This window comes from Bacillus sp. FSL K6-1005, from assembly GCF_038000225.1.
Classification (GTDB): Bacteria; Bacillota; Bacilli; order Bacillales; family Bacillaceae; genus Bacillus; species Bacillus mojavensis.
This window is the reverse complement of the sequence record NZ_JBBOBP010000001.1, coordinates 2,742,569-2,754,691: the sequence shown is the minus strand read 5'-3', so window position 1 is coordinate 2,754,691 and position 12,123 is coordinate 2,742,569. Positions and strand designations below refer to the sequence as shown.

The window sequence follows — 12,123 nt, the reverse complement described above, 5'->3', positions numbered from 1 at the left end:
TGACCAGTCAGTCAATAAAAACACAATGGAGGATATGATGAATCACGTTATTAATTTCGTTCTGAAAAACAAATTCGCCGTATGGCTGATGACGATTATTGTAACGGCAGCCGGCTTGTACGCGGGTATGAATATGAAGCAAGAATCCATTCCTGATGTAAACATGCCCTACCTGACAATCAGCACGACATATCCGGGAGCGACGCCTAGCCAAGTCGCTGATGAAGTAACGAAACCGGTTGAACAAGCGGTGCAGAATTTGGACGGCGTGAGCGTTGTTACGTCGACGTCCTATGAAAATGCATCGTCGGTTATGATTGAATATGATTATGAGAAAGATATGGACAAAGCGAAAACAGAAGCGGCTGAAGCATTAGAAAACGTCAGCCTGCCTGATGACGCGAAAGACCCGGACATTTCACGCTACAGTTTGAACTCCTTCCCAATTCTGACGCTGAGCGTGTCCAGTGATTCAGATAATCTGCAAAAGCTGACAAAACAAGTGGAGGACAGCCTCGTTTCTAAGCTTGAAGGAATAGAAGGCGTTGCTTCAGTCCAAGTATCAGGCCAGCAGGTGGAAGAGGTTGAATTCTCTTTCAAAGAAGACAAACTGAAAGAATACGGCCTTGATGAAGATACAGTTAAGCAAGTGATTCAGGGGTCAGATGTGACAACGCCGCTTGGATTGTACACATTCGGAAATAAAGAAAAATCTGTCGTCGTCAGCGGCGATATTGAAACCATTAAAGATTTGAAGAATATGAGAATTCCAACGGCATCTGCTTCTAGTGCAGGCAGCAACGCCGCAGCAGCAGCACAAAGTGCACAAGCGGCTCAAAGCCCGCAAGCAGCAGCACAGGCGCAGCAAAGCGTAAGCACAGACGTGCCGACGGTCAAGCTATCTGACATTGCAACGATTAAAGATGTCAAAAAAGCTGAATCAATTTCCCGCACAAATGGAAAAGACAGCATCGGCATCAACATCATTAAAGCAAACGATGCCAACACGGTAGAGGTTGCCGACAATGTCAAAGATGAACTGAAGCAGTTCAAAGAAGACCATAAAGGCTTCAACTACAGCGCAACACTCGACATGGCAGAGCCGATCACACAGTCAGTTGAAACAATGTTAAGCAAAGCCATCTTCGGTGCTATTTTTGCGATTGTGATTATTCTCTTATTCTTAAGAGATATCAAATCAACATTAATTTCAATTATTTCTATTCCATTATCATTGCTGATCGCACTCTTCGTGCTGCAACAGCTTGATATCACACTGAATATCATGACGCTCGGTGCAATGACCGTTGCCATCGGACGGGTTGTTGATGACTCCATTGTTGTGATCGAAAACATTTACCGCCGCATGAGACTGAAAGATGAACCGCTGCGCGGAAAAGCCTTGGTCCGTGAAGCAACGAAGGAAATGTTTAAACCGATCCTGTCATCCACTATTGTGACGATCGCGGTATTCCTGCCGCTCGCACTGGTAGGCGGACAAATTGGTGAATTGTTTATTCCTTTCGCCTTAACGATTGTATTCGCGCTTGCCGCATCCCTGTTGATTTCGATCACGCTCGTGCCAATGCTCGCACACAGCCTGTTCAAAAAATCATTAACGGGAGCGCCTGTAAAAGCGAAAGAACACAAACCTGGCAGACTCGCAAACATCTATAAAAAAGTATTGAACTGGGCGCTGAGCCACAAATGGATCACGTCTATCATCGCCGTTCTGATGCTGCTCGGAAGCTTGTTCCTTGTACCGTTAATCGGTGCCAGCTACCTTCCGTCAGAGGAAGAAAAAACGATGCAGATCACATACAGCCCTGAACCGGGTGAAACGAAAAAAGAAGCGGAAGATGAAGCTGAAAAAGCAGAAAAAATCCTGCTTGACCGCAAGCATGTCGATACGGTTCAGTATTCATTAGGCTCTGGCAGCCCGCTTGCCGGAGGAGATTCAAACAGCGCATTGTTCTATATCAAATATGACAGCGACACGCCGAACTTTGATAAAGAAAAAGACAACGTGCTGAAAGAAATCAAAAAGCAGTCTGACCGCGGAGAATGGAAGTCACAGGACTTCAGCTCTTCAGGCAATAACAATGAATTGACATACTATGTGTATGGCGATTCAGAAAATGACATTAAAGACACTGTCAAAGACATTGAGAAGGTCATGAAGGATGAAAAGGATCTGAAGAACGTAAACTCAGGCCTTTCCAGCACATATGATGAGTACACATTTGTGGCTGACCAAGAAAAGCTGAGCAAACTCGGTTTAACTGCTTCTCAAATTACTAAGGCCCTAATGTCAGAGACAGCACAGGACCCGCTCACAACCGTGAAAAAAGACGGCAAAGAGCTTGACGTGAACATTAAAACCGAAAAAGACGAGTATAAGAGTGTTAAAGATTTAGAGAACAAAAAGATCACATCAGCGACCGGGAAAGAAGTCAAAATCGGTGATGTGGCAAAAGTAAAAGAAGGCACAACATCTGATACGGTGTCTAAACGTGACGGAAAAGTGTATGCTGATGTCACAGGTGAGGTTACATCAGACAACGTCACAGCTGTATCCGTTGATGTCCAGAAGAAAATTGATAAGCTTGACATGCCTGACAACGTAACAATCGATACAGGCGGTGTTTCCGCAGATATCGCGGATTCCTTTACGAAGCTTGGATTAGCGATGCTTGCGGCGATTGCGATCGTCTACCTCGTGCTTGTGATTACATTCGGCGGAGCATTAGCACCATTTGCGATTCTGTTCTCACTGCCGTTTACAATCATCGGTGCCCTGGTCGGACTTTACGTATCAGGTGAGACAATCAGTCTGAACGCGATGATCGGTATGCTGATGCTGATCGGTATCGTTGTTACAAACGCCATTGTCTTAATTGACCGCGTGATTCATAAGGAAGCGGAAGGACTGTCTACAAGAGAAGCGCTCTTAGAAGCCGGCTCCACACGACTCCGTCCGATCCTGATGACAGCCATCGCGACAATCGGCGCCTTGATTCCATTAGCTCTCGGCTTCGAAGGCGGAAGCCAGGTCATTTCAAAAGGACTCGGCGTAACGGTTATCGGCGGTTTAATCAGTTCGACGCTTCTGACGCTCTTAATCGTGCCAATCGTATACGAAGTATTGGCGAAGTTCCGCAAGAAAAAACCGGGAACAGAAGAAGAGTAAAAATGACAAAAAGCCTCAGCTATGCTGGGGCTTTTCTGTGTTTCCTTCTGTAAGATTATGTACATTTTGTTGCGATTTTTTTAACTCATAGTATAATTAAAGGTTGTTAGTGTAAAAATGGATCGGATACTCTTAAGTAGGATGATGAGATAATGAAACGTGCACGCATAATATACAATCCGACTTCGGGACGGGAGGTCTTTAAAAAGCATCTTGCCCAGGTCCTGCAAAAATTTGAACAAGCCGGCTATGAAACCTCCACCCATGCCACAACATGCGCGGGAGACGCAACGCACGCTGCCAAGGAAGCGGCATTGCGTGAGTTTGACCTGATCATTGCGGCAGGTGGAGACGGAACGATCAACGAGGTCGTCAACGGGCTTGCCCCATTAGACAATCGTCCGACACTCGGCGTGATTCCTGTCGGCACAACAAATGACTTCGCCAGAGCGCTCGGCATTCCGCGAGAGGATATTTTAAAAGCGGCGGATACGGTGATTAACGGTGTTGCCCGCCCGATTGACATCGGACAGGTCAACGGCCAGTATTTTATCAATATCGCCGGCGGAGGCCGCCTGACGGAGCTGACGTACGACGTCCCAAGCAAACTCAAAACCATGCTCGGCCAGCTTGCTTATTATTTAAAGGGTATGGAAATGCTGCCTTCACTTCGTCCGACAGAAGTCGAGATTGAATATGACGGCAAGCTGTTTCAAGGTGAAATCATGCTGTTTTTGGTCACGCTGACAAATTCCGTCGGCGGGTTCGAAAAACTCGCCCCGGATTCCAGCCTGAATGACGGCATGTTTGATTTGATGATATTAAAGAAAGCAAACCTTGCTGAATTTATCAGAGTCGCATCGATGGCGCTCCGCGGCGAACACATCAACGACCAGCACATTATTTATACAAAAGCGAACCGCGTGAAAGTCAATGTATCAGAAAAGATGCAGCTGAACCTGGACGGTGAGTACGGCGGCATGCTGCCGGGCGAATTCGTGAATCTGTATCGACACATTCACGTTGTCATGCCGAAGGAGAAAGCGGAACAGCTGGATGACTAAAAACTTGGCTTTAATAGGCCAAGTTTTTCTTTCGCTTAAAACAAGAGGTGAACATACATGAAAATGAAACCCCCAGTAGAAAAAAATGAATACTACGACGTGACATTTGAGGATTTGACTCACGAAGGAGCGGGCGTTGCGAAGGTGCAGGGCTTCCCGATCTTCGTGCCGAACGCCCTGCCTGAGGAAAAAGCCCAAATCAAAGTGACACGTGTCAAAAAAGGCTTTGCCTTCGGCCGCCTGATCGAGTTGAAGGAAGAAAGCCCGCATAGAACGGACGCTCCATGCCCAATTTACAAGCAATGCGGAGGCTGCCAGCTTCAGCACATGACCTACGAAGGCCAGCTCTTGTTTAAACAAAAACAAGTCAAAGACGTCTTAGAACGGATCGGCAAGCTGGACCTGTCCAACGTCACCGTGCACCCGACACTCGGCATGCAAGACCCATGGAACTACAGAAACAAAGCACAGGTGCCGGTAGGAGAACGGGAAGGCGGACTCGTCGCCGGATTCTATCAGCAAAGAAGCCATGACATCATCGACATGAGCGCCTGCCTGATCCAGCAATCTAAAAACGACGAAGCTGTCCAAGCCGTCAAAGACATTTGTGCCGCATACGGTGTCAAAGCCTACAACGAAGAACGCCACAAAGGCTGGCTCCGCCACATCATGGTCAGATACGGCGTCGTCACAGGTGAAATGATGATCGTCTTCATCACAAGAACAAACGACTTCCCGCACAAAGCGAAGATTATCGAAGACATCACAGCGCAATTTCCGCACGTCAAATCAATCGTGCAAAACATCAACCCAAACAAAACAAACGTGATCTTCGGCAACGAAACAAACGTCATCTGGGGCGAAGAATACATCTACGACCTCATCGGAGACGTCAAATTCGCCATCTCCGCCAGATCGTTCTATCAGGTCAACCCAGAGCAAACAAAAGTGCTGTACGACAAAGCACTTGAGTACGCGGAGCTGAAAGGAGAAGAAACTGTCATCGACGCCTACTGCGGCATCGGAACGATTTCTCTCTTCCTGGCAAAGCAGGCGAAAAAAGTGTTCGGAGTAGAGATTGTGCCGGAAGCAATTGAAGATGCGAAACGCAATGCTGAGCTGAACGGCACCACCAACGCTGAGTTCGCGGTTGGAGAAGCGGAAACCGTGATTCCAAAATGGTATGAAGAAGGCATCACGGCCGATACGCTAGTCGTCGACCCGCCAAGAAAAGGCTGCGACGAAGCCCTCCTGCGGACAATTGTGGAGATGAAACCGAAGCGGGTGGTGTATGTGTCGTGTAACCCTGGCACGCTGGCGAGAGATTTGCGGGTGCTTGTGGATGGCGGGTATCAGACGCTCGAAGTGCAGCCTGTGGATATGTTTCCGCATACGAATCATGTGGAGTGCATTTCACAGTTAGTTTTAAAAAATGATTGAGTGGTTATAGGACCTCAACCTGTGAAAACTTGTAAAAAATTTTAACATCCTGTTTATTCGTTACTTCAATTTTATCAACGAAACTTGGTAAAATTTCTGATGTTAAGGTATAGAAGTTTAAAAAGCTCTTAAGTTGTCTTATGATGGTAGAAAATTTTACTTTTAGTATCATTTTCTGCCATCTCTTTTTCTATTTCTGATCGATCTAATTTTAATTGTTGAAGCTGATCTTGGACAATACCTAAAAATCATTATAGTCTTGTTTGGAGATGTCTTCACTAATAAACTTTTGTAAGCGTTTCTCTTTATATCCATCTGTCTGTTAATTCGTTTATCAATTGCTTCCAGCCGTGACTCATTTATTTTTAGCAGAAGCTTTCACCTTTTTTTCAATACTGCTTTCTAGATCGGATTGATCTAATTTGTTCGCCATTTTTTTGAGATCATCAAGAATAATGTCAACCAGTAATTGCTCTTTAATAGCATGGTTAGAACAAGCTTTATTTCCATGCTTTGCGTAAGTTCCACATATATATCCTTTTCGGTTCGATCGATACCATATTCCATTTCCACACTCTGAACAATATGCAATATTGGTGAAAAGGTGATTTTATCTCTAGCCCACCTCTACCTCTTTTAGCCTTTTGTTTAAGTAAGCCTTGCACTTGCACAAATAAATCTCTTGAAATAATAGCTTCATGAGTGTCCGGAATAATGATCCAATCTATTTGTTCGTTTATCATACGCACCTTGTTTGTTACGTTTGTAGTTGTCTCTCTACCTTGTTCAAGGCTCTAACATAGTGGGGGTTCTAAAATTTTCTTTACTGTAGAACCTTGCCAATATAGCCTTATTAATAACTTGTGAAGGTGTAGGAATATCTTTATTGGTGAGATACCTTGCTATTTTCTCATGTCCCCAACCTTCTAGATACTTTTTAAAAATACACCTTACAACTTCTACTGTGTAATTATCTCTAATTAGTAGATTTCCCTCATGCAGGTTATAATCATAAGGAGGGATACTCCCCATGAATTTCCCACTTTTGGGATTTCATTTGATAAGATTTAATACGATCACTTATTCTCTGACTTTGACTCTCAATAAATCCAAGCATAAAGACCGTACATAGCTTGTTTTGAAAAGTCCTGTGTATCAACTTTCCCGTCAAAGTAATTAAGCGAACTCCTTTTGTCTCTGCAACACGCTTTAATTGATAAAGTAGTTCTACATTACGACCTAATCTGCTTAATTCCTTTGCAACAATAAATTAAACTGCTTACTCTCGGCGTCTTTGATAAGCTTGTTCTAAACCCTCGCGATTATCTGTAGTCCCAGTGTGAATATCTGTATAAAAATCATATAGGTCAAAATTATTTTCAAATGTAGTTTAAAATCATTAGCTTTTGGTTTTTCTGAACCTACATTGTTAGTTGAAACTCGTATATACCGATATGATTATCAAGTGCGAATTGAAGGAAGTGGAAAGCGATGGATAAGGTTATAGAAAAGATACTGGACTTTAGAGAAGCCCGCAACTGGGGGCAGTTTCATAATATTAAAGACTTAGTTATTTCTTTGAACATAGAAGCAGGTGAGCTATTAGAGAATTTTCAATGAAAAACCAGTGAGGAGGGTCTAAGGCTATATAAAGAAATTATAAAAGAAGAATTAGCAGATGTTTTAATATATAGCATCCTTATAGCTGATCAGTTGAATGTAGAGGAAATAATACTAGATAAATTAAAGAAGAACGAAGTTAAATATCCCATCGGGAAATCATATGGTTCCAATAAAAAGTATTCAGAACTTTAGGGAGGGATAAATGCTATAGGTTTATTATACTTTACAGCCAGCGGATCCAGGAGCTCAAAGACACTTAGAAGATACAATTAAAAATTCTTTTTACATTGGAAAGCATCATTCTTTACTAAAGAAACCTGAGCTTCAAATGCTTTTAAGTAATGGAGCGGTAGATGAGATTAGAATGTGAGGAGCAACACCTGAAGAAAGGAATATTTCCACATGGGAAAGATTAAAACCTGGTGACTATATATTAAGTTACCATAATAAGAATTATTATTATTTTGGTCAAGTCTTTAGCAAGATACATAATGATTTAATTGCAAAAGAAGCTTGGGGTACCAATAAAAGCGGGGAGACATGGGAATATCTTTTTTATAATAGATTTTAAAAAATAAAAGTTGGTATGCAGGACCTTACATTATTTTTTGGATATAAAAGCACCTTTTTCCCTTAGGGCTTTTACTACATTGAAGATAAAAAACTAAATAATGTGCTTAATGAACTTGGTACAATTGAGTCCAATTAATTTCTTAAACAATAAAAACTTAAAACATACAAATGATCAATTTGCAGCTGCATTATTTACGCAAGGCGAAAGAGAAATAGAGAATTTTTTCGAAAGTATGGATGATGCTCAATTCTCTACCTAAATCAATTCTCTAGATAGTTCCGCATCTATTGAAGTTAAAGAAGGGCTAAAGAAGATCAGAAATATAATAAAAATATAATTAATGATTTAAAGGCAAAGTCAATTACAAATGCCAAGTCTGCGGTAATGAAAGTTTGGAGGTTTATGGGATTTCAGTTGTTGAGGGACACCATATAGAAGAGTTTTCCATTATAAAAAATAACTCACCCGCTAATACTATGATCCTTTGTCCAACACATCATCACATTATTCATTAAGCTAAAGGGATCTATGATTGGAAAAGCAAGGTTATTAAATATCAGAACGGTAAAGTGGACAAGTTAATGTATAATAGCTACTTGTGAAAAAAGTCTCCAAAATAGGAGACTTTCTGGTATGGCTTAATAAGCCATAAATTGTTGTGGAATAAGGTTTTTATTAATCGCAATATCCCCTTTAAGCAAGTAATAATACCCTGATTTAGAAATTGGTTTGAAATTATAAACTCGATGTAATTCATAACTGTCAGAATTAGCCCTTGAAAATGCCAACTCGTTGGCGGTTACAATGAAAGGTGTGTTTATACCACCAACTGTTGTTTTAACTTCAATAAATTTTGGCTTACCATCTAAAAAGTAAGACTGTATATCAAAACCTACGCCATCTCCTTCAACTACTGAAGTATGCAGAACTTTTTCGGCTAAATCCTTACGACCATTTTCTATTAGGAATTGCTTTTCATTTTCCAAAATTAATAATTCCCCTGAAAGTCCAATGGATTTTTTTATTGTTTCATTTACAGAAAAGTTAATATGCCTGGCTTGAAAACTCGTGGAACTTACATTAAGGTCATTCTTGCTGTATGGCGGACCAGCCAGTACTAGATTGATATTGGATTTGTTACTATTTAACATTCGGTCATTCTCGGTTGGTGTTATAGCTACATCCATTCTACGTAAAGTTTCTTCGTTGATGTGCCAATCAAGAATTTGCCAAGTAAAATGAACAGGCCGTTCTTTTGTATCATCATGCGTTATATATGCAAGCTGTCCCAGGTAAGTATAGGGTTCAGCTTTTTTTGTGTTAGGGTTCAAGCTCCGGGTCCGTAAAAACAAATAAATTTTATTGGTAACATGATCGTGGGTAATAAAGTTTAAAATATCTTGGTCATTTAATCTTTGACTCGGCTGCGACTGCCAAGTTAAAATTCCTTCCTCGGTAATTTCCTCTTTAAACTGATGCTCACCCTGCTTTCTGCCAAAAGTAACAAAGAAAACATAGTCTTTATTTCGGTTTGGAATTTTAACTATTCCCTGGCCGCCCCATGTCCCTGTGCCATAATGAAAAGAAGAAAAGGGGTCGAAAATGTCATGTACCATTTTCCTGTCATAAATTTTATATAATTGTAAAGGTTTAACCATTTTTACCTCCTTAAATTTCCTTTAATTTAAGTATAAAAGGTTTTCACGCAAAAAAGAATTTTTTAATTTGTGGGTTTACAACTATTGAAAATGGTGGTAAATTATTCTTAGCGAGTCCGACACAGGTCTCATAGCACCCCATTGGGGCTATGGGTCAAAAACGGTTAAGGATGAAAGCTAACCACAACTAAACTACTTTCATTTATATATACATCATAGAATAATAGCTAAGGTGAAGCTACCATACTACCTTTTTGCCCATATAACGCTATGTGATCTGCCTAAATAAGCAGGTCTATTTGTGTTGTAGGGCACTTTGTATTGGCTCGCATACCATTACAAAGGAGAAGTGAAGTAATATGAGCAAAGAAAAAGAAAAAGAAAAAGAAAAAGTTATCGCAGGACAGATGGAATTACCTATTGAACAGTATGGTCAACAGAAACTTTTTACGGATGATGTTGTACCGCTATTAGAGGAAAAAGGAGCATCATTAGTAAAAGCAGGAAACATGTATGAGTCACTGCGTTATGCGGAATATGAGATTTCAACTGGGCTTGGTGAGATAATTGACAATGCTGTTGAAGCTGAGGCGAATAACATTCATATATTGACGAAGACAATTAACTCAAAAGGTAAAAATAGCAAAAAAGCTACAGAAGTCATGGACGAAATTGCTGTAATCGATAACGGCAAAGGAATGGATTACAACGTAATTAGTCGTGCACTGATCCTAGGTGACAGTCCACGCCCTCGTAAAAAAGGAGGGTTGGGTATTGGCCGATTTGGTGTTGGCTTAACCCTGGGCGGTATCTCACTTGCAAGGCGTCTAGAATTATACTCCCGTGATAAAAAAGATGGCGCATTCTATCATACCTACTTAGACTTGGATGTGATCAAAGATCCAGCGAAGGCATATATTCCATTTCCGGTTTATAAGGAGCCGCCCGCGGAATACAGTAAATTTCTCGAAAATAGTACCGGCACAATTATTATTTTAAAAGATTGTGACCGATTGCAATACGATCAGATTAATGAAAAAGCTTTAGCAGCTGATCAACAAACTAAGGGTTTATCCAGCTACATTGGTAGAACTTTTAGAAAGTTTATTTATGGTGGTATTAACATCACCATCAATGAGGAAAAGGTTTATCTTCATGATCCTTTATATCGATTAGGGCCAACACGGTTTGAAGTGGATCCAAAGAGCCTAGAAGACCCTAAAACGAAAATGAAAGCAAGGCTTTGGGGTAAAACTGTTAAAATTCCTATTGAGGTACAGGGCAAACCTGGTGAGTTCGCTAATGTTGAAATAACAATGACCCTATTGCCAAAAGAATGGCGTATTAAAGACCAGTCTGGTGGCGGTAAATTTGCTACAGACCGAAAAATTCATGAGAATGAAGGAGTCTCTATTCTTAGAGCAAATCGTGAAGTTTTATATGGCCATGTACCTTATATTATTGGAAAAAGAGGTCAGGCTAGGTCTCTCGATATCGATAGATGGTGGGGATGTGAGATATCCTTCCCGCCGGAACTTGATAACTATTTTCATGTCCGTTATATAAAACGTGGTGCAGAGCCAGTAACTGCGCTACGTGACAAAATCAGAGATATTATTTCTGAGGCTGTCAAATCATTAAGAGAAGAGATTCAGCGTGATCGCCGTGAACATAAACGTCTAGAAGCGAAAAAGTCAGGTATTTTTGCTGGGGCTGAAGATGCAATGGCTGAGGCGGATAAGATTATGGCCAAAGGAAAAAGAGGATCAGATGTCTCACAAGAGACTGCCAATAAAGAATTTGATAAGTTGGCAGCTTCAGCATCCAAAACGGGGGTCGAAGATAAAACTGTTGAGGAACGAAGAAAGGAGTTAGAGGAAAAGCCGTACAGTATTGTACCTGTAGAGTATCCTGAGTCCATTTTCTTTGAAACTAAGCATCTATTAGGACATATTGTTGTCAACTTAAATATTAATCACCCATTCTACAAGGAAATTTTTGAGCCTTTATGTGGAAGCATAGAGACAATGGATGAGGAGTCTGATATTTACGAAGGAACGAAAACTGTTGAACAACAAAAGATACGCCGCGCCTTTATGCTTTTATTGTTGAGCTATGCTAAGTCCGAGTCCTTCTTTGATAATAATGATACAGTGCTTAGCCAGTTACGCTCCCAATGGGGTCTAGCATTGGGAGTAGCAATAAATAGCCTTGCAGAGAAGGAACAGCTGTAATATGTTCGCTTTACCGAGGAAGTTCACACCTGAAATTGTTAAGAGTGTTGTAAGTCACCCAATAGAACTGGCGTTACGTTCTGGGTAATGATTTAAATGGATTTAAAGTTGGATACGTAGGATGTTCTGATTGTTGTCTACGAACAAGACTAATTAGTCATAACCACCTTTACAATTACGAATACTTTATTTTTAAGTACACTCTTAATATTAAGGATGCTTTCATTCATGAATGTCAATATTGGCATGTAAGTCAGGATGAACATCTTGCTAATGTAATCATCCTGCTTCCCCTAAGAATAGTGGATTAAAGTGCCTTTATTGTGTATTTACTAATGAT

Annotated in this window: 10 protein-coding genes and 2 pseudogenes; 6 read left to right on the top strand and 6 right to left on the bottom strand. The window is 41.0% G+C overall.

Annotated features, from left to right (window positions below):
- Positions 1 to 37 precede the first annotated feature (37 nt).
- The 3 genes from srfP (at position 38) to rlmD (ending at position 5,694) form a co-directional block, all read left to right on the top strand.
- The gene (srfP, locus tag NST16_RS14465; protein ID WP_340888374.1) at positions 38 to 3,190 is read left to right on the top strand and encodes a surfactin resistance protein SrfP; all 3,153 of its coding nucleotides are present in this window, start codon (positions 38 to 40) and stop codon (positions 3,188 to 3,190) included.
- Between the two features lie 152 nt (positions 3,191 to 3,342).
- Positions 3,343 to 4,254: a diacylglycerol kinase gene (locus NST16_RS14460; RefSeq protein ID WP_010333270.1), complete on the top strand. Its 912-nt coding sequence runs from the start codon at positions 3,343 to 3,345 to the stop codon at positions 4,252 to 4,254.
- A 57-nt stretch (positions 4,255 to 4,311) separates the two neighbouring features.
- Entirely contained in the window at positions 4,312 to 5,694 is a 1,383-nt protein-coding gene (gene rlmD, locus NST16_RS14455) for a 23S rRNA (uracil(1939)-C(5))-methyltransferase RlmD (protein ID WP_340887266.1), read from the top strand.
- A 4-nt stretch (positions 5,695 to 5,698) separates the two neighbouring features.
- Here the strand turns inward: rlmD and NST16_RS14450 are convergent, their stop codons facing one another.
- From NST16_RS14450 to NST16_RS20865, 5 genes are all read right to left on the bottom strand, one after another.
- Positions 5,699 to 5,866 (bottom strand): DUF4368 domain-containing protein, encoded by a 168-nt coding sequence (locus NST16_RS14450; RefSeq protein ID WP_340887265.1) that lies wholly within the window; start codon positions 5,864 to 5,866, stop codon positions 5,699 to 5,701.
- A 183-nt stretch (positions 5,867 to 6,049) separates the two neighbouring features.
- Positions 6,050 to 6,256 (bottom strand): recombinase zinc beta ribbon domain-containing protein, encoded by a 207-nt coding sequence (locus NST16_RS14445; RefSeq protein ID WP_340888373.1) that lies wholly within the window; start codon positions 6,254 to 6,256, stop codon positions 6,050 to 6,052.
- On the bottom strand, positions 6,195 to 6,437 hold the full coding sequence (locus NST16_RS14440) for a recombinase family protein (protein ID WP_340887263.1): 243 nt from the start codon (positions 6,435 to 6,437) through the stop codon (positions 6,195 to 6,197). Before NST16_RS14440 ends, NST16_RS14445 begins: the two co-directional genes overlap by 62 nt.
- 43 nt (positions 6,438 to 6,480) lie before the next feature.
- The gene (locus tag NST16_RS14435) at positions 6,481 to 6,726 is read right to left on the bottom strand and encodes a recombinase family protein (protein ID WP_340887261.1); all 246 of its coding nucleotides are present in this window, start codon (positions 6,724 to 6,726) and stop codon (positions 6,481 to 6,483) included.
- Complete coding sequence (locus NST16_RS20865; RefSeq protein ID WP_445684611.1) at positions 6,704 to 6,961, bottom strand: recombinase family protein; 258 nt, start codon at positions 6,959 to 6,961, stop codon at positions 6,704 to 6,706. The genes NST16_RS14435 and NST16_RS20865 overlap by 23 nt, the downstream gene beginning before the upstream one ends.
- 224 nt (positions 6,962 to 7,185) lie before the next feature.
- Between NST16_RS20865 and NST16_RS14430 the strand changes: the two are divergent.
- A pseudogene (locus tag NST16_RS14430) lies at positions 7,186 to 7,509 on the top strand (nucleotide pyrophosphohydrolase).
- A 762-nt stretch (positions 7,510 to 8,271) separates the two neighbouring features.
- A pseudogene (locus NST16_RS20860) lies at positions 8,272 to 8,406 on the top strand (hypothetical protein); the annotation flags it as partial.
- Positions 8,407 to 8,529: 123 nt separating this feature from the next.
- Here NST16_RS20860 and NST16_RS14425 read toward each other — a convergent pair.
- A complete protein-coding gene (locus tag NST16_RS14425) occupies positions 8,530 to 9,549 on the bottom strand; it encodes a DUF3427 domain-containing protein (protein ID WP_340887260.1) in 1,020 nt (339 codons plus the stop codon).
- A 359-nt stretch (positions 9,550 to 9,908) separates the two neighbouring features.
- Between NST16_RS14425 and NST16_RS14420 the strand changes: the two genes are divergently transcribed.
- Positions 9,909 to 11,783, top strand: a complete 1,875-nt coding sequence (locus NST16_RS14420) for an ATP-binding protein (protein WP_340887258.1) — start codon at positions 9,909 to 9,911, stop codon at positions 11,781 to 11,783.
- Positions 11,784 to 12,123 lie beyond the last annotated feature (340 nt).